The sequence below is a fragment of the Mesorhizobium sp. J8 genome, assembly GCF_016591715.1.
Classification (GTDB): Bacteria; Pseudomonadota; Alphaproteobacteria; order Rhizobiales; family Rhizobiaceae; genus Mesorhizobium.
Genome location: NZ_AP024109.1, coordinates 3,591,705 through 3,617,016 on the forward strand (window position 1 = coordinate 3,591,705; position 25,312 = coordinate 3,617,016).

At 63.9% G+C, this 25,312-nt stretch carries 20 protein-coding genes; 12 read left to right on the top strand and 8 right to left on the bottom strand.

Going from position 1 to position 25,312, the window contains the following annotated elements:
- The first annotated feature begins 66 nt into the window (after nt 1-66).
- The gene (locus MJ8_RS17255) at nt 67-297 is read left to right on the top strand and encodes a DUF1289 domain-containing protein (RefSeq protein WP_201410045.1); all 231 of its coding nucleotides are present in this window, start codon (nt 67-69) and stop codon (nt 295-297) included.
- A 10-nt stretch (nt 298-307) separates the two neighbouring features.
- Nucleotides 308-1,012 carry a TIGR02281 family clan AA aspartic protease gene (locus MJ8_RS17260; protein WP_201410046.1) on the top strand — a complete coding sequence of 235 codons (705 nt, stop codon included), beginning with the start codon at nt 308-310 and terminating at the stop codon, nt 1,010-1,012.
- Between the two features lie 88 nt (nt 1,013-1,100).
- Here MJ8_RS17260 and dusA read toward each other — a convergent pair whose 3' ends face one another.
- Entirely contained in the window at nt 1,101-2,087 is a 987-nt protein-coding gene (gene dusA / locus MJ8_RS17265) for a tRNA dihydrouridine(20/20a) synthase DusA (RefSeq protein WP_201410047.1), read from the bottom strand.
- Nucleotides 2,088-2,785: 698 nt separating this feature from the next.
- Here dusA and MJ8_RS17270 point away from each other — a divergent pair.
- The 3 genes from MJ8_RS17270 (at nt 2,786) to MJ8_RS17280 (ending at nt 9,061) form a co-directional block, all read left to right on the top strand.
- A complete protein-coding gene (locus MJ8_RS17270) occupies nt 2,786-5,713 on the top strand; it encodes a DUF5801 repeats-in-toxin domain-containing protein (RefSeq protein ID WP_201410048.1) in 2,928 nt (975 codons plus the stop codon).
- 118 nt (nt 5,714-5,831) lie between these two features.
- Nucleotides 5,832-7,733 (top strand): type I secretion system permease/ATPase, encoded by a 1,902-nt coding sequence (locus MJ8_RS17275; RefSeq protein WP_225247952.1) that lies wholly within the window; start codon nt 5,832-5,834, stop codon nt 7,731-7,733.
- Nucleotides 7,730-9,061, top strand: a complete 1,332-nt coding sequence (locus tag MJ8_RS17280; RefSeq protein WP_201410049.1) for an HlyD family type I secretion periplasmic adaptor subunit — start codon at nt 7,730-7,732, stop codon at nt 9,059-9,061. Before MJ8_RS17275 ends, MJ8_RS17280 begins: the two co-directional genes overlap by 4 nt.
- A gap of 84 nt (nt 9,062-9,145) precedes the next feature.
- Here the strand turns inward: MJ8_RS17280 and MJ8_RS17285 are convergent, their stop codons facing one another.
- The gene (locus MJ8_RS17285; RefSeq protein WP_095818716.1) at nt 9,146-9,448 is read right to left on the bottom strand and encodes a DUF982 domain-containing protein; all 303 of its coding nucleotides are present in this window, start codon (nt 9,446-9,448) and stop codon (nt 9,146-9,148) included.
- 305 nt (nt 9,449-9,753) lie between these two features.
- Between MJ8_RS17285 and MJ8_RS17290 the strand changes: the two genes are divergently transcribed.
- On the top strand, nt 9,754-11,211 hold the full coding sequence (locus MJ8_RS17290) for an NCS1 family nucleobase:cation symporter-1 (RefSeq protein WP_201410050.1): 1,458 nt from the start codon (nt 9,754-9,756) through the stop codon (nt 11,209-11,211).
- 59 nt (nt 11,212-11,270) lie between these two features.
- Here MJ8_RS17290 and MJ8_RS17295 read toward each other — a convergent pair whose 3' ends face one another.
- From MJ8_RS17295 to tpiA, 5 genes are all read right to left on the bottom strand, one after another.
- A complete protein-coding gene (locus MJ8_RS17295) occupies nt 11,271-11,816 on the bottom strand; it encodes a DUF1697 domain-containing protein (protein ID WP_201410051.1) in 546 nt (181 codons plus the stop codon).
- Between the two features lie 22 nt (nt 11,817-11,838).
- Nucleotides 11,839-13,476 carry a CTP synthase gene (locus MJ8_RS17300; protein WP_318528182.1) on the bottom strand — a complete coding sequence of 546 codons (1,638 nt, stop codon included), beginning with the start codon at nt 13,474-13,476 and terminating at the stop codon, nt 11,839-11,841.
- Between the two features lie 150 nt (nt 13,477-13,626).
- Nucleotides 13,627-14,757, bottom strand: coding sequence for a L,D-transpeptidase (locus MJ8_RS17305; protein ID WP_201410052.1), 1,131 nt, complete (start codon nt 14,755-14,757; stop codon nt 13,627-13,629).
- 213 nt (nt 14,758-14,970) lie between these two features.
- Nucleotides 14,971-15,474, bottom strand: coding sequence for a preprotein translocase subunit SecG (gene secG, locus MJ8_RS17310; RefSeq protein WP_201410053.1), 504 nt, complete (start codon nt 15,472-15,474; stop codon nt 14,971-14,973).
- A 161-nt stretch (nt 15,475-15,635) separates the two neighbouring features.
- Nucleotides 15,636-16,403 (bottom strand): triose-phosphate isomerase, encoded by a 768-nt coding sequence (gene tpiA / locus MJ8_RS17315; RefSeq protein ID WP_201410054.1) that lies wholly within the window; start codon nt 16,401-16,403, stop codon nt 15,636-15,638.
- A gap of 143 nt (nt 16,404-16,546) precedes the next feature.
- On the opposite strand from tpiA, the gene MJ8_RS17320 reads away from it, so the two are divergent.
- From MJ8_RS17320 to lexA, 6 genes are all read left to right on the top strand, one after another.
- A complete protein-coding gene (locus tag MJ8_RS17320; RefSeq protein ID WP_201410055.1) occupies nt 16,547-18,442 on the top strand; it encodes a peptidylprolyl isomerase in 1,896 nt (631 codons plus the stop codon).
- Complete coding sequence (gene trpD / locus MJ8_RS17325; RefSeq protein WP_201410056.1) at nt 18,439-19,449, top strand: anthranilate phosphoribosyltransferase; 1,011 nt, start codon at nt 18,439-18,441, stop codon at nt 19,447-19,449. Before MJ8_RS17320 ends, trpD begins: the two co-directional genes overlap by 4 nt.
- Before the next feature lie 4 nt (nt 19,450-19,453).
- Nucleotides 19,454-20,266, top strand: coding sequence for an indole-3-glycerol phosphate synthase TrpC (gene trpC, locus MJ8_RS17330; protein WP_201410057.1), 813 nt, complete (start codon nt 19,454-19,456; stop codon nt 20,264-20,266).
- A gap of 1 nt (nt 20,267) precedes the next feature.
- Nucleotides 20,268-20,744 (top strand): cyclic pyranopterin monophosphate synthase MoaC, encoded by a 477-nt coding sequence (moaC, locus tag MJ8_RS17335; RefSeq protein ID WP_201410058.1) that lies wholly within the window; start codon nt 20,268-20,270, stop codon nt 20,742-20,744.
- Nucleotides 20,744-21,949, top strand: coding sequence for a gephyrin-like molybdotransferase Glp (gene glp / locus MJ8_RS17340; protein WP_201410059.1), 1,206 nt, complete (start codon nt 20,744-20,746; stop codon nt 21,947-21,949). Before moaC ends, glp begins: the two co-directional genes overlap by 1 nt.
- 116 nt (nt 21,950-22,065) lie before the next feature.
- On the top strand, nt 22,066-22,806 hold the full coding sequence (gene lexA / locus MJ8_RS17345) for a transcriptional repressor LexA (RefSeq protein WP_201410060.1): 741 nt from the start codon (nt 22,066-22,068) through the stop codon (nt 22,804-22,806).
- Here lexA and MJ8_RS17350 read toward each other — a convergent pair.
- On the bottom strand, nt 22,800-25,259 hold the full coding sequence (locus MJ8_RS17350) for a ComEC/Rec2 family competence protein (RefSeq protein WP_201410061.1): 2,460 nt from the start codon (nt 25,257-25,259) through the stop codon (nt 22,800-22,802). The two genes, lexA and MJ8_RS17350, sit on opposite strands and share 7 nt — an antisense overlap.
- Nucleotides 25,260-25,312: the final 53 nt, after the last annotated feature.

The following is a 25,312-nucleotide window of genomic DNA, read 5'->3' on the forward strand; positions in this document are numbered from 1 at the left end:
ACGCATCGCGGAGGGCTTGCATTGCTCCGGCGGTTGCACCATGTGGAATAAAGCCAAGAGAACAGCATGACCGCCATCGAATCCCCCTGCATCCTGGTCTGTTCGATCGATATGAAAACCGGGTTCTGCTTCGGCTGCGGCCGCACGCGCGACGAGATTTCCGGCTGGCTCACGATGACCCCCGAAACGCGCCGAGCGGTGATGGCCGAACTGCCGGCGCGGCTCGAAACGGTCGAGCGGCGCCCACGCCGCGAGACCCGGCGTGCCCGCATAGCGCGCGAACGCGGCCTTTTGTGAGAAGAAACGGATGAGCCGGCTGTTCTGGATCGTCATGGCGGTGATCGGCGTCGGGCTCGTGCTGCTCATGCTCAACAATTCGGCCGGCCACACTTTCGGCATGAACAACAATGACTTCGGCCGGCTGATCTGGGTCGGCGTTCTGGTCATGGTGATCGGCGCGAGCCTGCTCCGCTCGGGCCGGCCGCTGGGCGACATGGCACGCAATATCGGCGTCTGGGCCGCGCTGATCCTCGTGCTGATCGCCGGCTATCAATATCGCTACGAGCTGCAGGACGTCGCGAGCCGCGTGACGGCCGGCCTCGTGCCCGGCAGCCCGCTGGCGCTCGGCGTGGAGAGCGGACGTCCGACCGTCACGCTCGACAAGGCCGGCAACGGCCATTTCGAGGCCCGCATCCTGGTCAACGGCACCCCGGTGCGGGCCGTGGTCGACACCGGCGCGACCAGCACGGTGCTGACGTCGGAAGATGCCCAGGCCGCGGGTTTCAACCCGGCGGCGCTGAGCTACAGCGTCGACGTCTCCACCGCCAACGGCATGGCGCATGCTGCGACGGTCAGGACCGACGAGGTGGCGATCGGCGGCATCGTGCGCAAGGACATGCAGGTGATGGTCGCCGCGCCCGGCATGCTTGACCAGAGCCTGCTCGGCATGAACTTCATCGGCTCGTTGTCGGGTTTCGACGTCCGCGGCGACCGCATGATCCTGCGGGATTGATGCATGTCGCCCAGAAATGCGTGGCGGTTCTGGGAACCACGATATGCATAAGAAAAAAGGTTAAAGCGCAAAGTGCTTTAACCGAAAATCAGGCTGCCTCGGCTTCCGCCGCCGTGAAATCAATCGCCGCGAACGCGGTTTTCAGCACCTCCGGGCCGGCGCCGGCTTTGTTCGCGTCGGTGGAAAGGATCTGCCGGAAACGTCGCGCGCCGGGCAAGCCGTGGAACAGCCCGACCATATGGCGGGTGATGTGGCCGAGCCGCCCGCCACGCTCGATGTGGCGCGCGGCATAGCCGGCCATGGCGTCGATCAGCGCCGGATAGTCGAAGGCGGCAGCCGCCTCGCCATAAAAGGCAGCATCGACGCCGGTAAGGATACCCGGCGTATGATAGGCGGCGCGGCCAAGCATCGCGCCGTCGACGTGGGAAAGATGCATCGATGCCTCGCCAAGCGATTGAATGCCGCCGTTGATGCCGATGAACTCGTCCGGCTTCCTCGCCTTCAACCGGTAGACCCGCGGATAGTCGAGTGGCGGGATGTCGCGGTTCTCCTTGGGGCTCAGCCCCTCCAGCCAGGCCTTGCGGGCGTGCACCCAGAGCGCGTCGGCGCCGGCGGCGAGCACGCTGTCGGCGAGCGTGTCGAGGGCGGGCTCCGGATCCTGGTCGTCGACGCCGATACGGCATTTGACCGTGACCGGGATTTTCACCGACGCTTTCATGGCAGCGACGCATTCGGCGACCAAGGCGGGCGTCTTCATCAGGCAGGCGCCGAACGTCCCGGACTGGACACGGTCTGACGGGCAGCCGACATTGAGGTTGATCTCGTCATAGCCGAAGGCTTCGCCGATCCGCGCCGCCTCGGCAAGTTTTGCCGGATCCGATCCGCCAAGCTGCAATGCCACCGGGTGTTCTACAGCGTCGAAACCGAGCAGTCGCTCGCGCGCGCCATGGATGACCGCGTCCCCCACCACCATCTCGGTGTAGAGCAGCGCGCGGCGCGTCAACTGGCGGTGGAAGAACCGGCAATGCCGGTCCGTCCAGTCCATCATTGGTGCCACGGCGATTGTCTTTCTCATAGGCCTACTTCATTGCTGCCGCGGATCTCATAGTCAAACCCTTTAGCACGATTTGTCTTATTTTCTTTTGATTTCAAATAGTTCGCAAGGCCGGGACAAAAGTCCCTCACGTGAGGGACCTTTTTCGGAAGTCACACTTCTAATAAAAAGGCAATAGTCCGATTTGTAATTTCCACAAATAAGCGTAAAGTTTTTGTGCTCATTTTTGTGAGCGGGAGGCGTACAGGCAGTCATGCCTGTTGACGAGGGGCGGGGTTGAGTATGCCCTCATTTTCGATCCTTGGTGCCCGCCGTTGGTGGGTCACCGATGCGCGTAGGACGCATCCGCCCAGAATTGCCTGACGGGGCAAGGAGCGGAGGGCTGCGGCGGCTCCTCCCAACCCCCTCTACCCCTAAGTCAATCCAGAACTCCAGTTTCGTTTTAACGATGGCGCACAGCGCCGGCTCTGGCCGACGGATGCGCGCCCGTGCGGCCGGTTGCCAGCGTTGGGGCTGACTTCGCGCCTGCCGCATTGAACGGAGGCGTAATGACAATCACCCCCCACATCCGTGGCACGCTGACGCTCGCCCAGACGTCGGGCTTCAGGGCCACGACGCCGCGACCAATGACCTCCGCGCCACTCTAACGCCGCGGATAACCGCGGCTACGCGAACACGAGGTGTAGAACCAGTCAACCATCCAAGAAAGGATGAACATTATGGCTACCATTAATATCGTAGGCGAGTTGGTTAACGACCAGACGGCCGGTATCCAAAACACCGCCACCGGCGACCCCGATGGCGATGATGTCGCGGTAAGCGTCTCGGGCGGTTTGCTGGTCAGCGCTGACCTCGACCCCGCCTTTGTCACCTATCTCAACGGCCTCGGCTTGACCGCAGGGCAGTTGGCGTTCGCTGACTCCGCCGAGGCGGCAAGTCAGGCCGACCTCGTGCAGGTGACGGTGGGAGCGAACGAGGTCGTGGACAGCCTGATCTTCGCCCCTCTAACACACGCAGACTCTGGGTTGAACACCGTGGGCGGCGAGGACATCTTCCTCACCACGTCGGCGGACGGAAAATCCGTGTTGGCGACTGATACCAGCGGTGACATCGTCGCCGCTTTCTACATCATCCCCAACGGTGACAATACGTTGGGCACGGTGCAGATGGTCACCTTCGCGCCAATCGCCCATCCGGACAACCTCAACCCGGATGACAGGGTGGACTTCAGCGACATCCTGAAAGTCCGCGCGTTGTCACACACGGATGAGTCCGTCGGTGGCGGCATCAACGTCGACGATGACGGCCCGACAATCACAGCCAACGGTACAGAGCCCACACTCACCACCGACGATACCGACACCCCCACCAGCAGCCAAACCAAAAACTTCGCAGGTGCGTTCACCTCCGACCCCGGCACCGATGGTCTCGGCGCAGCCGGCATCACCTACGCTCTCGGCACGCCGGGCGGCGCCTCCGGCCTGATCGCCACCCAACTGGACGAGGCTATCGACCTGTTCAACAACGGCGGCGTCATCGAGGGCCGCACGGCGAAGACCAACGCGCTGGCATTTACGGTTGAAGTAAATGCCACCGGTGACGTCACGCTCACTCAACTGCTGGCCGTCAGGCATGATCCTGAGAGCGGGCCGGACCAGTCGACCGGCCTTTCGGCAGCCAACCTCGTGACCTTGACGGCGACGATCGTCGACGGCGACGGCGATACCGCCTCGGACACCGCGAATATCGGCGACAACCTTCTGTTCAAGGACGACGCGCCAAGCATCAGCGCGCCGCTCGACAACGTGATCGTAACCGTGGACGAGTCAAACCTGGCCGGCGACCAAACCAAGGGCTTCGCAACCCAGTTCACCTCGGACGGTGGCAAGGATGGTTCAGCCGGCATCATCTATGCGCTGAGCGTGGCCGCGGGTGCGTCTGGGCTGATCGACACACTCAGCGGACAGGCAGTCAATCTGTCGCTCAACGGAAGTGTCGTCGAAGGCAAGACCGCGACGGGTGGCGATCTGGTGTTCACGGTGAGCGTGGATGCCTCCGGTCAAGTCACGCTGAACCAGATCCGGTCGGTCATCCATGACCCCAACAACGGTCCGAACGACACCGAGACTCTGGACGCGGACAACCTGATCAAGCTGACGGCGACCATCACCGACAAGGACGGTGATAGCGCCTCGGCCGTCCTCAACATCGGCCAGAACCTCGTCTTCGCGGACGATGCTCCGACGATCGTGAAGCCGTTTGACGGCGACCCCGGCACCGGTGGTATCCAGCACGAGACACTGAACAACGTACTGAGCCCCCCTGCCGCTCCGGCTACCGGGGACTTCAAATACAGCATCGGCGCCGACGGTCGCGCGGTTTATGACGCCACCCATTCCGACTTCGGCGATGCTAACCCCAACGTAGCGGGGGTCCAGCAGCTGGTGCTGACCGGTACGGTCGACAATGCGCAAAACTCGGGCATAACCAACGTACAGACGGCACTCGTTTCGGAGAGCGCCACCAGCGCACAGTTCTCCTTCTCGTTCCATTACGACAAGGACCCGATCACTGCCGGCGTGCAGGACGCGACGGCGGGTGGCACGTTGACCTTCGACAAGGTTGCGGGCACGTACTCCATTGCGTTGAATGACGTGATCGACGGATTCAGCTTCAACGTCTTCCACTCTTCGGAGCTGTTGACGAAAGCACCTCTCGGCAACACCGGCCACCCCCAAATCGTGGTGACGGAGTTGGATCACGCCGATACCGGCCCGAACCCGGCCGATAGTGACGGGTTCTACGTGCAGTACACGGCGAACTCGAATCCCAGCGGCAGCCCCTTCGGGTTTAACGCGACTGGTGACGGTTCGCCAATTGCCGGCGATACCACCTTCAACGCCGGACAGTTCGTCACCAGCAATTTCGAGGACTGGGTTTCAGCCACGCAGTCGACCAACGGTGTGGCCGGCGACACGATCCAGAAGGGCGAACTGCTCACGCTCCGGTTCTTCAACCAGAACATTTTGGGCGATGTGAACCCGGGTGCTCCCGGTGGCGGTACCGAGAAGCTCGTGCCGACTGACAAGGTGGACGCCATCGCCATCAAGTTCGACGGCATCGGGAACACCGAGAACCTCATCGTGGTTCTCGACCTGATCGACGCCAAAGGCACGGCATCTACCGCCGACGACGTCCACACGACACGGTCGATCGTCGTGGAGAACCAGGACTTCTTCAAGGGAAACACAGTGCCGTCCCCCTACAGCACCGAGTTCTCGCTCGACAACAATGACGGTCTCGTGATCATCGAGAAGGGTGATTACAACAACGCCGCTGCCGGTGAGAACTTCTCGATTCAGGGTATGCAGATCATGCAGTCCAGCAATGGGTTGACGGGATCTGGTATCAACCTGACGAAGGCGACCGACGACCCCAATACTGTCGCCGTGGAGGGTAACAGCCCGGTGACCGGCTCGCAATCTTGGGGAGCCACGGATAACGACGTTCTCAAGATCACGGACATTGGCTTCATCCAGACGACTTCCGGACAGATCGGCGCCAGCCTCGACTTCGCGGTCAACATCCAGGACGCCGACGGCGACGCGACGGGCATCCAGCACCTGGCGGTTGACGTCATCGCCTGACACCTGACCAAAGGGAGGCGGTTCACACCGCCTCCCTTCTCCCTGTCGAGATAATCTCGCGCCCCGCGCGAAACCGGCAAAATTCGCAGCGTCAACCAGCACACGGGCAGATAAGAGCATGATGAAATCCCCACGCCCCTCTGCCCTGCAGGCGGTGATGAAAGAAGCCAGGCGCGCCATAAGACCGCTCATCTGGTTCAGCGCAGGCATCAACATTCTGATGCTGACTGGCGCGTTCTATATGCTCCAGGTCTATCACCGGGTGCTGGGCAGCCACAGCTTGGAGACATTGGTGACGCTGTCGCTGATGGCGGCGGCGGCGATCACCACGATGGCAGGGCTAGAGGTGGTTCGCGCACGCCTCTTGTCCACCGTCGGGACATGGTTGAACGCCCGATTAGCTCCGGTACTTCTGAGCGCATCGGTTGAATACGCCGCCTCGGCGCCGGGCCAGATCAACGCCCGTGCGCTGCGTGACCTCGACCAGGTGCGGAATTTCTTCACCAGCCCGAGCATCTACCCCATTCTCGATGCACCTTGGGCACCAATTTTCTTGGGCGCTATCTTCCTCATGCATCCGTTGTTGGGCTGGCTGGCAACCTGCGGCGGGATCGTGCTGTTTGCGCTGGCGTTGCTGACCGAATATCTGACCCGCAAGCCAATGGCGGAAGCCGCAATCGCCCAGATGCGGGCCTACATGCAGGCCGAACAGACGATCCGCAACGCCGAGGTCGTCCAGGCCATGGGCATGCTGCCCCCCCTGCTCGAGAGCTGGAAGGCCCAGCAAGACGAGGCAAATAGAGAACAATCTCTCGCCAGCAACCGATCCAGCACCATCTCGGCCCTCGCGCGTGCTTTTCGACTGGCTCTGCAGATGGCCGTTCTCGGCCTCGGCGCATATCTGGTGCTCAAAAACGAGGCGTCGCCCGGCATCATGATTTCCGCCTCGATCCTGATGGGTCGCGCATTGGCCCCAGTTGAACAGGCGATCGGCACCTGGAAGGCGACGATCGGGGCACGGAACGCTTACAAGCGTCTCGTCGCAGTGGCCGGTCAGCGGGCGGAGGCTACACCAGCACTGCCGTTGCCGCGCCCAAAGGGAAAGTTTGAGGCCGAGAACATTATGCTCGCCAGGCAGGGTGGCGAACCGATCCTGCGGGGAATCAGCTTCCGGCTGAAACCCGGTGAAGCCATGGCGTTGATCGGCCCGAGCGCAGCCGGCAAGACGAGTCTGGCGCGCGTGTTGGCCGGGGCTTGGCGTCCGACCAGCGGCCGCGCATTGCTCGATGGCATGAGCGTTGCCGAATGGGCGGCCGAGGATCGAGGCCGACATGTCGGCTACCTGCCGCAGGATATCGAACTCTTCGCCGGCACCGTTTCCGAGAACATCTGCCGCTTCGCGCCGCTCAGCCCGGCGGCCTTCAACAACGTGGTCAAGGCCGCGCAATTGGCCGGCGTCCACGACCTGATCAAGGGACTGCCGAAAGGCTACGCCACCGAGATCGGTGAGGGCGGCGCGGCGCTGTCTGGCGGGCAACGCCAGCGCATTGGGTTGGCGCGGGCGCTCTATGGCGACCCGGCGTTTCTTATCCTTGACGAGCCCAACTCCAATCTCGACCACGAGGGCGAGCAAGCACTGGCTACGGTCATCGGGGGGCTCAAGGCGGCTGGCGCGACCTTGATCTTGATCTCGCACCGGCCAAGCATTTTGGACAAGGTCGACAAGGTTCTGGTGCTTAACCACGGCGCACAGGATCTGTTCGGGCCACGCGACGCCGTGTTCAGCGAACTCGCCCGGAGGGTCCGCGAGGCGAATCCACTTCCTGCCGTAGCGGCGAACCAAGATAGCGCCCATGATGCGAACCCGCTCCCTGCCGTAGTGGCGAACCAAGGTAGCGTCCGCAATCCGGCCCGCCGATACGCTGCACGAAAACTTTCGCCTAAGTTCAACCTTGTTTCCGAGACCATCCGCGACGGCGGTGCAGCCGTCGCGCAACCGTCAGAGCAGGAACAGCCATGAAGGTCGTCCCGCTGCCCCTCCCGCCAGCCTCACGACTGGACCCGGTGCCGCTACGTCTGGCGGGCGTAACGCTCACCGGGTTTGCAATCATGTTGGTGTTCTTCGGTGTTGGCGGGGGATGGGCCGCGCTCGCGCCGCTGGACAGTGCTGCAGTGGCGCCGGGCGTTGTCAAGGTCGCCGGCGACCGCAAGCTCATCCAGCACCTCGAGGGCGGCATCATCGCGGAGTTGAATGTCGCCAACGGCGATATCGTCAAGCCGGGCAAGGTTCTGATCCGACTCGACAAAACCCAGGCGGCGGCGCAGCTTGACCTGATCCAAAACCGGATTGCGATGCGTGAGGCGCTTGCCGCGCGCCTCAGGGCCGAGCGTGACGGCAAGGCCGAGATCGAATTCGATGCGGCATTGCTCGCAAACTCAGCCAACGCCGCAAGGGACGCGGTGGCCGCCCAACGCGATGTCTTCGCGGCCAAGCGTCGAAATTTGGACGACGAGCGCGAAATCCTCGGTCAGCGCCGCCGCCAGGCCACGGTGGAAATAACGGGGCTTGAAGAACTGATCGTCACCGAAGACAAGCAGATCGAAGCAATCGAGGGTGAAACCAAGGATCTCGATAGTCTTCTCGCGAAGGGGTTGACCACCCGCGAACGAAACCTGTCGCTCAAACGGCAGCAGCGCGAGATTGAGGGAGACCGCGCGACCCATGTCGCGGGGATTGCTCGCGCCAAAAGCAGCGTGGCTGAGATCGACATGCAGATTTTGAACCTCAACACGGCGCGCCTGAACGAGGCTGTCGACGAGCTTAGCAAGGTCGACGCGGAGCTTTTAGATCTCAGACAGCAGGCACGCTCAGCCAGGGATGTGCTCACGCGTACAGACATCGTCGCGCCGGTCGACGGCATCGTCATGGACCTGAAGGTCCATACGGCAGGCGGTGTCGTAAAACCCGGTGAGACATTGATGACGGTCGTGCCACTCGGGCAACAGCTTGTGGTCGAGGTCTTGGTCAAACCGGAGGATGTCGAAACGATCGCCCCCGGGCAAGCCGCGCATGTGAGCTTCCCGGCCTTCGCCCGTTACAACCTGCCACCACTCGAGGGCGTCGTCGGGGTCGTGTCTGCGGACCGCATGGTGGACGAGCACAGCGGCGCGCCGTATTTCGCGGCGACCGTGTTGATCGACAAGAGCGAGCTCGCCAAGCTCGACGGCCGCAAGCTTTTGCCCGGCATGTCGAGCGAGGCGATGATCCGGACAGGCGCACGAACCATGCTTTCCTATCTCGCCGAGCCGATCACGCAGAATTTCCGGCGGGCCATGCGGGAGAAATAGCCAATCGTGCAAGCACGAAACATTGCATCGCCTCCGTCGGCCATAGGGCCGACGCTCGCACGGCGTCAGGAGCCGCTGGAGATCTTACCGCCTCAAGGCGTAGACATTGTCCATCGACGCGCCGCCCAGCGGCAGCGCCATGTCGTCGTCGAGGAGCCGGGTGATGCGGGCAAAGCCGACAAAGGCTTTCCGCGCTTCCTCCGCCGACATCTTGCCCGACATAGCCGCCGCGCAGCAATTCAGCGCGCATTGGTAAACCGGGCCGCGCCGTCCCGTGGGCCATTTCCGCAGGAACACCATCGCCTCGGAGACGCTATCGACTTCCTCCACAGGGTATCCCTGCCCGCGCGCAATTCGCACTGGGGTAAAGAAATGCAAGCGATCCATGATTATCCTCCCGGTCGGCCGCAGAGCGGTCGAACCTCACTAAACGCACGTCTCGCTGATCGGTTCCAAACAAATTTGATTGCCGGTGGAAAAAATCTGGAACCATCAGGCCGCACCGGCCCGCGGAAAACAGCGGGCGACTCGGGCTTGCTGCAGGCCGGGAGCCATCCGATAACGGCGATTCTCGTTGAATATCTTTAAGGCGAAAGCCGGCAAATGGGTTGCTTGCCGGTTCCCCAGGGTCAGGCTTGACCTTCCCGGTCAAACGCGTGAGGGCGCGTTTTGGAAAAAGGGGAATACTCGCAATGACCATTCAAGGCGCATCGCCCGACCTCTACAACGAGGATCTGGCTCCCGCAACGGTCAGGAACTGGGGACCGTTTTCGATCTTCAATGTCTGGACCTCGGACGTCCATAGCCTCTGGGGCTACTATCTGGCGGCTAGCCTGTTTCTGTTCTGCGGCGGCTTTGTCAACTTCATCATCGCCATCGGCATCGGCTCGCTGATCATCTACGGCCTGATGAACCTGGTCGGCTATGCCGGCGTGAAGACCGGCGTGCCCTACCCCGTGCTTGCTCGCGCCTCCTTCGGCATCTGGGGCGCCAACGTCCCGGCTCTGGTGCGCGCCGTCGTAGCCTGCTTCTGGTACGGCGCCCAGACGGCCGCCGCATCAGGCGCGATCGTCGCGCTGCTGACGCGCCTGCAATGGTTCGACGAGTTCAACAAGAGCTCGCATCTTCTCGGACATTCGACCCTGGAGGTTATCTGCTTCGTCATCATCTGGGCGCTGCAGCTGCTGATCATCCAGAAGGGCATGGAAACCGTGCGCCGCTTCCAGGATTGGGCCGGCCCCGCTGTCTGGATCATGATGCTGATCCTGGCCATCTATCTTTGCGTGAAGTCGGGCACTTTCGCCTTCACCAGCGACATCCCGATGGATGTGCTGTTGGACAAGACCAAGGACGCCGGCGTTCCGGGCGAGCCTGGATCCTGGACCGCCCTGTTCGCGGTGGCGGCGATCTGGGTCACCTATTTCTCGGCGCTCTACCTCAACTTCTGCGACTTCGCCCGCTACGCGCCGGACAATGCGGCTTTGCGCAAGGGCAACATCTGGGGACTGCCGGTCAACCTCATCCTGTTCTCGCTGGTGGCCGGCGTCACCACGATCGCGGCCTATGACGTCTACCACGAGGTGCTTCTGCATCCCGACCAGATCTCGGCCAAGTTCGACAGCTGGTTCCTCGCCGCGCTTGCCGCGCTGACCTTCGCGGTGGCGACGCTGGGCATCAACGTCGTGGCCAATTTCGTCTCGCCGGCCTTCGACTTCTCCAACGTCTTCCCGCGCCAGATCGACTTCAAGAAGGGCGGCTACATCGCGGCTTTGATTGCGCTTGTGCTTTATCCCTTCGCGCCTTGGGAAGGCAGCGCCGCTTCCTTCGTCAACATCATCGGCGCGACGATGGGACCGATCTTCGGCGTGATGATGGTCGACTACTATCTGATCCGCAAAAGCGAGATCGATGTCGAGGCACTCTACCGCGAGGACGGCGAGTTCCGTTTCCAGAGCGGCTGGCATGTCAACGCCTTCATCGCCGCCGGCATCGGCGCCATCTTCTCCTCGATCCTGCCCAACTTCACAAATTGGCTGCCGTCCTGGTGGGGCGTCTATGGCTGGTTCTTCGGCGTAGCGATCGCGGGCGCCGTCTACTACGTGCTGCGCAGCATGGCGCTTGGCGCAGGTGCAAAGGTGGCGAAGGCCTGAAACAAGGCAGTAGGCAGTAGGGATAAGGCAATAGAAGACGCCACCCTACCGCCCACTGCCTACTGCCTACTGCCTACCATCTCAGCCAGCCGCCGCACCGTGTTCCAGTTACGCGACGTGCCGACGCCGAAGCGCTTGTGGTTGGCGGCGGCGAGCAGTCGCGAGCTCGGCCGCTCGCGCGAGAAGACAAGCCAGATATCGCCGTCGACCCAAAGCACCCTCTCGTCGTCTGCGGCATAGGCCTGGAGCGCTTCGACGGCATTCGAGAGGACCGGCTCGCGCATCACCCGGACCGCCACCTGGTCGGCCGTAGCGGCGGATTCCGCCGGGAATGGATTACCCGCCGCAAGCTTCAACCAATCCTCGGCGCCCCGTACGATGATGTCGACATGGCGGCCGAAGGTTTTCTCGAAGGCCTGTTCCAGCCGCTGCTCGAGCTTCGAGATTTCGCCCGCCCGCGCCTCGAACACCAGATTGCCGGTCGCGACCAGCGTGCGGACGTTCTTCAGCCCCAGTCCCTCGGCCATCGCCTTGAGATCGGCCATGATCACGCGCCGCCCCTCGCCCAGAATGATGCTGTAGAGCAGCGCGACATAGGTTTGCATGGCCGATGTGCGGGTCGGTCGCTCAAACCAGCCGCGACTGATCCACGGCGGCCGAAATGAAGCTGGCGAACAACGGGTGCGGATCGAGCGGCCGGCTCTTCAGTTCGGGGTGGTATTGCACGCCGATGAACCAGGGATGGTCGGGATACTCGACCGTCTCGGGCAGCACGCCGTCGGGCGACATGCCAGCAAAAACCAGGCCGCAATCCTCGAGCCGCTGCTTGTAGTCGATGTTGACCTCGTAGCGATGCCGGTGGCGTTCGGAAATCTGCGTGTCCCCATAGATTTCGGCGATCTTCGAGCCCTTGGCGAGTTCGGCCTGGTAGGCGCCGAGCCGCATCGTGCCGCCAAGGTCGCCGGTAGCCCTGCGCTTCTCGAGCATATTGCCCTTGAGCCACTCGGTCATCAGACCGACGACGGGCTCATCGGTCGGGCCGAATTCGGTCGACGACGCATGGTCAACCCCCGCCAGCGAGCGAGCCGCCTCGATGCAGGCCATCTGCATGCCGAAGCAGATGCCGAAGTAAGGCACCTTGCGCTCGCGCGCGAACTTTGCCGCCAGGATCTTGCCTTCCGAGCCGCGCTCGCCGAAACCGCCGGGAACGAGGATGCCGTGCACCTTCTCCAGCCACGGCGCCGGGTCTTCCTTTTCGAAGATCTCGCTTTCGATCCAGTCGAGCTTGACCTTGACCCGGTTGGCCAGGCCGCCATGCGACAGCGCCTCGATCAGCGATTTGTAGGCATCCTTGAGCCCGGTATACTTGCCGACGACGGCGATCGTCACCTCGCCTTCCGGATTGTGGATGCGCTTGGACAGCGCCTGCCACGGCTCCATCCGCGGCTTCGGCGCCGGGTCGATGCCGAAAGCGGCCAGCACTTCCGAATCGAGCCCTTCCTGGTGATAGGCCATCGGCACGTCGTAGATATGCGGCACGTCGAGCGCCTGGATGACGGCGCTTTCGCGCACGTTGCAGAACAGCGACAGCTTGCGGCGCTCTTCCTTGGGGATCGGCCTGTCGGCGCGCACCAGAAGGATGTCGGGCGCGATGCCGATGCCGCGCAATTCCTTCACCGAATGCTGCGTCGGCTTGGTCTTCAATTCGCCGGCCGTCGGGATGTAGGGCATCAGCGTCAAATGCACATAGACCGCGTTGTTGCGCGGCAGGTCGTTGCCGAGCTGGCGGATCGCCTCCAGGAACGGCATCGCCTCGATGTCGCCGACCGTGCCGCCGATCTCGCACAGCACGAAATCGTAATCGTCATTGCCGTCCAGCACGAAATGCTTGATCTCGTCGGTGACGTGCGGGATCACCTGCACGGTCGCGCCGAGATAGTCGCCGCGCCGCTCGCGCTCGATGATGTTCTTGTAGATGCGGCCGGTGGTGATGTTGTCCTGCTGGTTGGCCGAGCGGCCGGTGAACCGCTCGTAATGGCCGAGATCGAGATCGGTCTCGGCGCCGTCGTCGGTCACGAACACTTCGCCATGCTGGTAAGGCGACATCGTTCCGGGGTCGACATTGAGGTAAGGATCGAGCTTTTTGATCCGCGCGCGATAGCCTCGCGCCTGCAGGAGAGCCCCAAGAGCTGCTGCGGCGATGCCTTTTCCGAGGGAGGAAACCACGCCGCCTGTGATGAATACATATCGCGCCATGGGAGTCATCGCTTAACGCGGCCTGATTGATTCCGCCAGAGAAAAAACCGCCGCGAAGGCTTTTTCCCAAAATGGCGCTGAGTGCCCGTACCAGGCTTTGATTCGGTCAAAACAAAAGGGCCGGCGGTGCCGGCCCTTTCGGCAGTTTGATGGAATTCGTTAGATAATAACGACCTTGGTGCCGATCTTGACGCGGCTGTAGAGGTCCATGACGTGCTCGTTGATCATGCGGAAGCAGCCGTTCGAGGCGCTGGTTCCGATCGACTGCGGCGCGATGGTGCCGTGGATGCGCAGATGCGTGTCCTTCTTGCCATCGTAGAGGTAGATGGCGCGCGCGCCGAGCGGATTCTCGCCGCCGCCGGGCATTCCGTCCTTGTACTGGCCGTAATGCTTCGGTTCGCGCTTCTGCATGTCGAGCGTCGGGATCCAGCGCGGCCATTCCTGCTTGTCGCCGACAGCCACCGTGCCCTTGAACTGCAGGCCTTCGCGGCCGACGGCGATGGCATAGCGGCGCGCGGTCGAATAGCTCTCGACCAGATAGAGGCGGCGAGCGCTGGTATCGATGACGATCGTGCCCGGCTCATAGCCGGAGAAGGAGACATCCTGCGGCACGAATTCCGGCTTAACCTTGAAGGGCCGCTTGGCGTCCTTCTTGGCGAGCGCCGAATCGAGCGCGCGGGTCTCGGGCAGATAGTTGATGGAAGTCGCTTGGGCTCCGCCGAAGAGGCCGGCGAACAGCCCGCCGCTGCTCGTCTGCTTCTGGCCGGGTTGCTCACTGCGCAATTCGCCGTTGTTGCCGGTGGCGGTGATGTTCATGGCTTCCGCCGGGATCGGCTCTTCGGCCTTGACCGGAGCGAGCGGCGCTATCGGCTCCAGCGGCGCAAGGATCTTGGTGGTCTTCTTGGCTGGCTTGGCGTCGGCGACTTCGGCCGGAGCGGCCGCGCCACCGCTCTTCCTGGCGAGCCATTCCTGGCGCGCGGCGTCCGCCTTGGCCTTGGCCGCCTCGCGCATCGCCATCTTGCGAGCCTCGAGCGCCTTCTGCTTGGCGGCTTCCCTGTCGGCCGCGATCTTGGCCTCGAGCTTGCTGATCTGCGCGAGATCGTCCGCGGTCGGATTCTTCTTCTTCTTGAGAAGCCTCAGCTGCGATGCGTCGCTCTTGGCGGCGACAGGAATTGCGTCGGTCTTCTCGACCGACGGGGAAGTGGCCAGATTTGCCGGTCCGGCAAAGGCCGCGGAACCCATGCCGAGGACGGCACAGAATCCCAGGAGGATGAAGCTGCGAAGCTGCATGGCGAAGATCCGATTGTTCAGTGCAAGTTGCCCACGGCGTCGCCCGGCGCCCCCCAAGGACGCCGAAAAGTGCCGCGCGAAATCTATAATCGATTAGCCGTCACCGCCTCAAGCTGAGGCAGGCGCTACGCCCGGTTGAATCTTCGTGATCGGGCGCGCATTTGCCGCGACTGTGTTCAAAGAACAACAGATCGCGGCCCGATGCTTGTCCGGCTACTGGTTTGGAACCTGCGGGGTGACCGGCAGGCTGACGCCATTGTTGGCAGGCGGCGTGGCCGGGTTCGCTGGCGCCGGAGCGGCCGGAGCAGGCGTTGTTGCCGGAGCGGGAGCGGAGTTGCCGTTGGCGAGCGGCGTGGTGGTGGTCGTTCCGCCGGACGGAGCCGCGGGAGCCGCGGGCTTGGAGGTGCCCACCGGCCCATTGGAACCCGGCAGTTGGTTGAGCACGCCGTTGCCCTGGCTGGACGTCGCCGGACGGTCGAGGATGTCGATCGGCTTCTCGCCGTAGCGGGCAAGGATCGATAGCGCCAGCGAGGTCACGAAGAAGGCCGCCGCCAGGATTGCGGTGGCTCGGGTCAGTGCGTTGGCGGCGCCTCGCGCCGTCATGAAGCCGGAACCGCCGCCGATGCCCAGGCCGCCGCCTTCGGAGCGCTGCAGCAGCACCACGCCGACAAGGGCGAGCACGACCATGAGGTGGATGACGATCAGTACGGTTTCCATGATTTATCCTGGCGAGGCCAAGCGCTGCCGCGCATACGACCGGTGTTTTGGAGGCGGCTCCTTACAATGCTTTGGCGGCATTTCCAAGCCCGTGGCCGGGAATATGGGAAGCAATGCGGCCAATACAACGATTTATGCCGCGCTAGTCCGGCAGGCGGTCTCTAAGCAATGTTCATGTAAGCTTCCGCTATCGCCAGGAAGTCGGCCGCCTTCAGGCTGGCGCCGCCGACCAGCGCGCCGTCGACATTCTCGACGCCGAGCAGTTCCACCGCATTGGAAGGCTTGACCGAGCCACCGTAAAGAATGCGCATCTTCGCCGCGGCATCGCCGAGCAACCCGGTCAGCTTGCCGCGGATATGCGCATGCGCCTCGGCGACGTCGGCCGCGGTCGGAGTCAGGCCGGTGCCGATCGCCCAGACCGGCTCATAGGCGATGATGGTGTTCGCGGCGGTGGCGCTGGTCGGAACCGACCCTTCGAGCTGGCGCGACAGGACGTCGAGCGTGGCGCCGGCCTCGCGCTCGGCGCGCGTCTCGCCGATGCAGATGATGGCCACCAGCCCCGCCCGCCAGGCGGCCGATGCCTTGGCATGGACCGTCGCGTCATTGTCGCCGAACAGCTCGCGGCGCTCCGAATGGCCGACGATCACATGGCTTGCGCCGGCGTCCTTGAGCATCTCGGCCGAAATCTCGCCGGTGAAGGCGCCGCTCTCCTTGGGATGACAATCTTCTCCGCCGGCCCGCACCGGCGTGCGCGACAGGATCTCGGCGGCGCGCTGGAGCAAGGTCGCCGGCACGCACACCAGGGCCTCGGTCTCCGCGTCGAGTCCGCTCATGAACCCGTTGCCGATCGACCGCAGCTCGTTGAGCGAGGCGCTGGTGCCGTTCATTTTCCAGTTGCCGGCGACAAGCGGGCGGATTCCAGGGGTCATGGGGCGCGTTCTCCGAGCGACATTAAGCAGCGCCCTCACTACCAAAATCAGGTCACAAAGCAATCGACAGTGGACCGGAAGGGCGCTATTGCGCTTGTTTCAGACTCGGCGCATGCGAAAATGCGCAAAAATCGGAAGTATGCATGCTTGGTATATTGAGAAGCGCGGCGGGCACCTGGGTCGCGAAGGCGTTGCTGTCCTTGCTGGTGGTGAGCTTCCTCGCCTGGGGCGCGACCACGCGCATGGTGGGTGGCGTTCTCGGCGGTCATCACGCGGTGATCACGGCCGGCGGCACCGAGGTCTCGATCAACGAGTACCGCCTCGCTTACGACCGCCAGCTCAGCCTTCTGTCGCAGCAATATGGCCAGCGCGTCACCCAGGAGCAGGCCAAGCTGCTCGGCGTCGACAACCAGGTACTGGCGCAGCTCGTTTCGGGCGCCGTGCTCGACGAGCAGGCGCGCAAGCTCGGCCTCGGCCTTTCCAAGGACCGGCTGGCGGAACTGACGCGCGAGGATCCGGCTTTCAAGGGTCCCAGCGGCCAGTTCGATCGCCGGACCTTCGAATATCTCCTGCGCCAGCTCGGCATGCGGCCTGAGGACTATCTCAAGAACCGCGCGCAGGTGGCCGTGCGCCAGCAGATCGTCGAGGCGATTTCCGATGGCCTGAAGGTGCCGCAGACGTTCCTGAAGGCGGTCTCGCTCTATCGCGGCGAGGATCGCACGATCGACTATCTCGTCCTGCCGAAGACCCTCGTGCAGCCGATCGAGGCGCCGTCCGACAGCTCCATCAACGCCTATTTCGACGCCAACAAGAAGACCTATGCCGCGCCGGAATACCGCAAATTCTCCTATGTGCGACTGGAGCCGCAGGATATCGCGGATCCCTCCGCGGTAACCGACCAACAGGTCAGCGAGGACTACAACAAGAATATCGCGCGCTACACGATGCCCGAGATGCGCACCATCGAGCAGCTGGTGTTCAAGACGCCGGATGCGGCCAAGGCGGCTTATGATTCGCTTAAGGCAGGCGCCACTTTCGACAAGCTCATCACCGCCGAGGGCAAGACGCCGGCCGACACGCTGCTGGGCACGCTGTCGAAGGACAAGATCGCCGACAAGGCGGTCGCCGACGCGGCCTTCTCGCTCAATGCCAACGAGGTCAGCCCGGTCATCCAGGGCGCCTTCGGTCCCGTGCTCTTGCGCGTCACCGAGATCAAGCCGCAGGTGGTGAAGCCGCTTTCGGAAGTGTCCGCCCAGATCCGCAAGGACCTCGCGCTCACGGAAGCAAACCGCATCCTGCTCGACGTCCATGACAGCTATGAGGACACCCGCGCCTCGGGCGCCTCGCTTGCCCAGGCCGCCGAGAAGCTGAAGCTCAAGGTCGTCACCATCGATGCCATCGACCGTACCGGCCAGCGGCCGGACGGCACGGTCGTCAACGACCTGCCGGAATCGGCCGCGCTGATCAAAGCGGTGTTCGCCGCGGAACCCAACACCGAGAATGAAGGCCTGACCACCGCGGACAATGGCTTCGTCTTCTACGAGGTGCAGTCGGTCACGCCGGCGCGCGACCGCACGCTGGACGAGGTCCGCAAGAAGGTCGTCGCCGACTGGACGGAGGCCGAGACCGACAAGCGGCTCGACGCGAAGGCCAAGGAGCTGGAGAAGCGCCTCAAGGCCGGCACCACGCTCGACGTCATCGCCGGCGAACTCAAGCTCGAAAAACAGACCAAGCGCGGGCTGAAGCGCGAAGCCGACGATGCCGATTTCGGCAAGGAGGGCGCTGCCGCCATGTTCAGCGTCGGCGAAGGCGGCACCGGCTTGATCCCCTCGCCCACCGGCGACGGCCAGATTCTGTTCAAGGTCGCCGAGGTTTTCGAGCCGGCGGGCGCCGACGGCAGCGCGGTGCCGGAAGACGCGCAGAAATCCTTCGGCGCCGGCATGTCCGACGACCTGCTCGACCAGCTGGTGGCGCAGCTGCAATCGCAATACAACGTCCGCGTCGACCCGAACGCCGTTTCGCAAGCACAGACACGATGAGCGCGCTGAAGACACACATAGCCAAGGTCGCCGCGGGCACCGCGCTTTCCTTCGAGGAGGCCCGCGAGGCTTTCGACATCATCATGTCGGGCGATGCGACGCCCGGGCAGATCGGCGGCTTCCTGATGGCGCTGCGCGTGCGCGGCGAGACGGTGAGCGAGATATCCGGCGCGGTCGCCACGATGCGCGCCAAGATGCTGCGCGTCGAGGCGCCGCACGGCGCCATCGACATCGTCGGCACCGGCGGCGACAATTCGCACTCGGTCAACATCTCGACCGCTTCGGCCTTCGTCATCGCCGCCGCCGGCGTGCCCGTCGCCAAACATGGCAATCGCGGCCTGTCCTCGCTGACCGGCTCCGCCGACGTGCTGACGGCGCTTGGCGTCAAGATCGATATCTCGCCGGAGATGATCGGCCGCTGCATCCACGAGGCCGGCGTCGGCTTCATGTTCGCGCCGGCGCATCATCCGGCGATGAAGCATGTCGGGCCGACCCGCGTCGAGCTTGGCACCCGCACCATCTTCAACCTGCTCGGACCGCTGTCGAACCCAGCCGGCGTCAGCCGCCAGATGGTCGGCGTTTTCCTGCCGGAATGGATCATGCCGGTGGCGGAGACGCTGAAGGCGCTGGGCGCCGAGCACGCCTGGGTCGTCCATGGCGATGGCTATGACGAGATCACCACCACGGGCGAGACCCAGGTGGCGGAGCTTGCCGGCGGCGAGATCCGCAGCTTCACCCTGACGCCGGAAGCCGTCGGGTTGAAGCGGCACACCAAGGAAGAGCTGCGCGGCGGCGACGCGGCCTACAACGCCAAGGAATTGCGCGATATGCTGTGCGGCGCCGCCGGTGCTTACCGCGACACGGTGCTGATGAATGCCGGCGCCGGGCTGGTCGTAGCCGGCAAGGCGACGACTTTGGCCGACGGCATCGCGGCGGCGGCACAAGCGATCGACAGCGGCCGCGCGCTTGGTGTGCTGGACAAGCTGGTCGAGATTTCGAACGGATAAGGCCTTGTCGGATATCCTGCGCAAGATCGAAGCCTACAAGCGCGACGAGATCGCTGCGGCGAAAGCGAAAGTACCGCTGGCCGAGATCAAGGCGCGGGCAAAGGATGCCGGTGCGACGCGCGGTTTTTTAGCGGCGCTTGAGGCGAAGCACAGAGCGGGAAGCTTCGGCCTGATCGCCGAAATCAAGAAGGCCAGCCCTTCCAAGGGTTTGATCCGTGCCGATTTCGATCCACCGGCGCTGGCCAAGGCATACCAGCAAGGTGGCGCCGCCTGCCTTTCGGTACTTACTGACGCCCCTTCTTTCCAGGGCGCTCCGGAATTTCTCACCAATGCGCGCCAGGCGGTGTCCCTGCCCGCGTTGCGTAAGGATTTCCTGTTCGACCCTTACCAGGTCTACGAAGCACGCGCCTGGGGCGCAGACGCCATCCTGATCATCATGGCAAGCGTGGACGATGCCCTGGCGGGCGAATTGGAAGCGACCGCATTCGAACTCGGGATGGACGCGCTGATCGAGGTGCATGACGAGGCCGAAACGGAGCGCGCGCTGAAATTGTCGTCGCGGCTGATCGGCATCAACAATCGCAATTTGCGAACCTTCGAGACCAGCCTTGAGACCTCCGAGCGGTTGGCGCCTATGGTGCCGGGCGGCTACCTGCTGGTCGGCGAGAGCGGCATCTTCACCCACGGCGACTGCCTCAGGTTGCAGAAGACCGGCATCAGCACCTTTCTCGTCGGCGAGAGCCTGATGCGGCAGGCGGACGTGGCCGCGGCGACCAAGCTTCTGCTGACAGGCAAGCCACCGGCCGAGGCCATCTGAGATGGCCCTCACCCATCTCGGCGCCAAGGGCGAAGCCAACATGGTCGATGTCGGCGACAAGGCCGAGACCACACGCACGGCAATCGCCGAAGGTTTTGTCACCATGCGGCCTGAAACGCTGGAGATGATTCTGGCCGGCGACGCCAAGAAGGGCGATGTGCTGGGCACGGCGCGCATCGCCGGCATCATGGCGGCGAAGAAGACGCATGAGCTGATCCCGCTTTGCCATCCGCTGCTTCTCACCAAAGTGGCCGTCGACATCGAGCCGGACCGCACACTGCCTGGCCTCAGGGTCACCGCGCTTGCCCGCGTCACTGGCAAGACCGGCGTGGAAATGGAGGCGCTGACCGCCGCTTCGGTCGCGTGCCTCACCATCTATGACATGGCCAAGGCGGCGGACCGCGGCATGGTCATTTCCGGTATTCGGCTGGTCGAGAAGACCGGCGGCAAGTCCGGCGACTATAAGGCGGATGCCTGATGGCCCTGGTTCCGGTCGCCGAAGCGCTCGAACGCCTGCTCGACAGCGTGGCGCCTTTACCGGGCGAAAGCATTCCGCTGGCGGACGCGGCCGGGCGGGTCCTGGCGGAACCGGTTGTGGCGCTGCGCACGCAGCCGCCCTTCAACGCCTCGGCGATGGACGGCTACGCTGCGCGCTCCGCCGATGTTGCCGCTGCGCCGGCGTGGCTTGAAGTCATCGGCATGGCGCCGGCCGGGCGCGGCTTTTCCGGGACCGTCGGCGACGGCCAGGCCGTGCGCATCTTCACCGGCGCGCCGCTGCCTGAAGGCGCCGACACCATCGTCATCCAGGAAAACGTCCGTGATCTCGGCAGTGGCCGGATCGAGGTGACGGAACCGACCGCGCAAGCACGCAATGTGCGCCGCCGCGGGCTCGACTTCGTCGAAGGCGACGTGCTGCTCGAAAAGGGCCGTGTGCTCGATGCCGCAGCCCTCTCGCTGGCAGCCTCGGCCAACCATCCCGCCTTGAATGTCGTACGCCGGCCGCTGGTCGCGATCATCGCCACCGGCGACGAATTGCTGCCGCCGGGCAGCACGCTCGGCCCCGACCAGATCATCTCGTCCAACGCCTATGGCGTTGCCGCCGCCGCCCAGTCGGTCGGCGCGCGTGCGCTCGATCTCGGCATCGCGGCGGACCGTAAGGAGGCTATCGCCGCGCTGGTCAGGAAAGCGGTCGAGGCTAACGCCGATGTCATCGTCACGCTCGGCGGCGCCTCGGTGGGCGATCACGACCTGATCCACGACGTGCTGACCGGCGAAGGCATGAAGCTCGACTTCTGGAAGATCGCCATGCGCCCGGGCAAACCGCTGATGTTCGGCCGGCTTGGCAATGTCCGCTGCATCGGCCTGCCCGGCAACCCGGTGGCCAGCATCGTCTGCTCGCAGCTGTTCCTCAAGCCGCTGCTTGCCCGGCTAGGCGGCCGCGACCATAAGCAGGACGTGCGGACGGCCCGGCTGGGCGCAGCGATGCAGGCCAACGATCTCAGGCAGGACTATGTGCGCGCCGTGGTGCGCGACAATGATGGCACGCTCGTTGCTACCCCTTTCGGCATCCAGGACTCCTCGATGCTGAGGATGCTCGCCGATGCCAACGGCCTGATCGTGCGCGAGCCCTTCGCGCCGGCCGCCGAGACCGGCGCCGAATGCCGCGTCCTGATGTTACGCTGAACAAAACGTCAACAAATTCACTAAACTTTAAACGGTTGCGGAACACAACTGGAACAGATAGTGTTTGTTCTGGGTTTGTTTTTCTGATTCTGGTTTCAGAACCCGTGGGGGCCGCCATGCTGACGCGCAAACAACATGAACTTCTGATGTTCATCCACGAAAGGCTGAAGGAAAGCGGGATTCCGCCGTCTTTCGACGAGATGAAGGAAGCGCTCGATCTCGCCTCCAAATCCGGCATCCACCGGCTGATCACGGCGCTGGAGGAACGCGGCTTCATTCGCCGGCTGCCGAACCGGGCGCGCGCGCTGGAAGTGCTGCGCCTGCCCGACTCGATCGCCCCCGGCCTCAATGCGGCGAAGAAGTTTTCGCCGAGCGTCATCCAGGGCAGCCTGGGTCAGAACAATCTCAGCCGTCAGGTGAAGCCCGCTACCGCATCGCGCACCCCGACGCCAAGCAATGACGACGATGCCGGCTCGGCAGTGTCCATCCCGGTGATGGGCCGCATTGCCGCCGGCGTGCCGATCGACGCCATTCAGCATCAGACGCATTCGATCACCGTTCCGCCGGACATGATCGCCGGCGGGGAGCATTACGCGCTGGAGGTCAAGGGCGACTCGATGATCGAGGCCGGCATCTTCGATGGCGACACTGTCATCATCCGCAACGCCAACACGGCAAGCCCGGGCGAGATCGTGGTGGCACTAGTCGACGACGAGGAAGCGACGCTCAAGCGCTTCCGCCGCAAGGGAGCCTCGATCGCGCTGGAGGCGGCCAACCCGGCCTACGAGACCCGCATCTTCGGGCCGGACCGAGTGAAGGTGCAGGGTAAGCTTGTCGGGTTGATCCGCCGCTACTGATCCGGTTGTGAAGATTTCGCATCCGTCCGCTCAGGCTTTTGATAGGGCGGCAATCCTCTCGCTTCGCGCGTATATTTCCGCTGCTCGTGCCAGGGCCGATATGGCTCTTCCACCGCATAACGAACGGCCGGCCGCGCGGTTGCCGATTGCGGATCGAAGAAGACGGCGGCGCTGCCGTCAAGCGCCAGTTGCCGCTTGGTGACGACAAGCACGCGCGGATCCCAGCAGGGATTGTAGGCCGTGGCGTCATTGATGACGATGAGGTCGGCGAAGCCGCAGGCCGGCCGGGCGTTGTCGCGGTTCTCCACGAGGGCGACGATGGCGCCGGACGGATGCCGGCCGATGCAGAGATCGCCCGTGCAGTAGAAAGGCGACCCCGGCGGCAGATCGACGGGGTCGGCGATGTCGAGAGCGTCCTTGGCGAATGTCTCTGGCGGCACGATTGTCTCGGCTTTCAGCGCACGTTTCCAGTTGTCAGTCGTGAACTCGTTGGAGCGTTCGCGATTGACGGCAAGCTCCCCGCCGCCGATCGGCATCGCGACCAGATGCGCGTCTTCCGAGATCAGCACGTCCGGCGTGCGCACATGCGGAATGGCCAGCAGCGCGGCGAGCGCGAAGGGAACGGCGGCAAGCCTCAGCCAGGTAGTGGCCATGGTCGCGATGACCAGCGCGATCGTCGCCAGCAGCACCGACTGGATCGAGATCAGCCCGACGGCGTCGACCGGCGAGCGCTCGGATATCCACGCCGAAATGGCGATCATCACCGTCAACCCCTTGCCCATGACAAAGAGGAACGGACCGTCAAAGCCGAAGGGCATGGCCAGCGCGCTCAACACGGCAAATGGCATGACGATCAGCGAGACGATCGGCATCACCGCCAGATTGGCGAGCAGGCTGAGCGGCGACACGCGCTGGAAGTGCCAGATCGCAAACAGCAACGTCGCGCTGCCCGCGATGAGCGAGGTCACGGCGGCGCCACCCACGCCAACCGCCAGTTTTCGCGACAGGAACCTCACGAACGAACGCTTTGCCGGCGGCACGGTCGCTTTGCCAGCGCGATAGTCGGCAAAGCCAGCATAGGCGCCGACCAGGGCCGCGGTGGCGGCGAAGGACATCTGGAAGCTCGGGCCGACCACTTCGTGCGGCGACACAAGGATGACGGCAATCGCCGAGATCGCCAGGTTGCGCATGGTGAGCGCCGCGCGGTCGAAGAGCATCGCGGCGAGCATCACGGCGAGCATGATGAAGCTTCGCTCGGCCGCCACCACGATGCCGGAGATGACGAGATAGGCAGCGATCGAGAGGAGCGCGATCCCGGCCGCGTATTTCTTTACCGGCCGCCGCGACGAGAAATCGGGAAACAGCGCGAAGGCGCCGCGCAAAAGCACCATGATCGTGCCGGCGACCAGCGCCATGTGCAGGCCGGAAATCGAGATGATGTGATAGATCCCGGTGCGGCGCATCGACTCGTTGATTTCTTCCGGAATGCCGGCGCGCACGCCGACGATTAGCGCCGCCGCGATCTCGCCCTCGGACCCTCCGATGCTGCTCCTGATGTGATCGGCGATCCCTTCGCGCGCGTTCTCGATTGCCGATGCCACACGCGCGCCAAAAGGCGCCTCCACCGGCGCGACAAGTTTCGGATCGCCCAGGAAGAAACCGCTGCCGCCGATGCCGGCAAAGTAGCTGTCGAAGGAAAAGTCGTAGCTGTCCGGCCGAACCGGACCGGTCGGCGGCAGCAGCTTCGCATGGCCCGTCAGCATCGATCCGGCCGTCATGCCGGGCGGGATCCTGCGCGCCGACAGCCTGACGCGGTCCGGCGCGTAGCGCAGCTTCGGATGCTCCGTGGAGATCAGATCGATGGTCAGCCGCACACGGCCATTGGCCATCGCCTCGGCGATGACGAGGCGGCCCGTCAGCCGCGTCTGGATTTCGGAGCCCAGCATCGGCGTCGCCATCCGCCAGGTCTCAACCTTGGCCGCCAGAAAGCCGAGCGCGCAGAAGAGCGATGCCATGAAGACAAGATGCGTTCTCTGCCAGGAGCGCGACACCGCCGCGCAGACAGCCATCAGAGCCACCGCTGCAAGCGGCCTGTAGAGATCCGGCTCGGTGCTCAGCGAAAAGTAATAGATCACGCCGGCGGCCAGGAACACCGGCACCAGCAGGAAGCCGACGCCGCGATCGAGCTCGATGGTGGCGGCGACCGCAACGCTTCGGCGCAGCGCTGGCAGCGAAAGGCGGCCAAGCTTTTTGCGGATCCTGCCGACGATCCCTGTTGGCAAGACTGGCTGCAGCGCGCCGCCACCGGGCGGCGGTGGTTCGGCGGGTGGACGGAGTTCCGGAAGCGAAAGCGGCGCTTCCGCGGTGGGCTCGGCATGGGCAAACATCAGGCGCTCGCTAACGCCTGCTGTCATTCCCCCGCCCTCCTCCGCGCCCCGGCCACGTCCAGCCATCGGGTCTGCCCCTTGCGCCCCAGACCGCCTATGCTACATGAACGCCGGTCGCG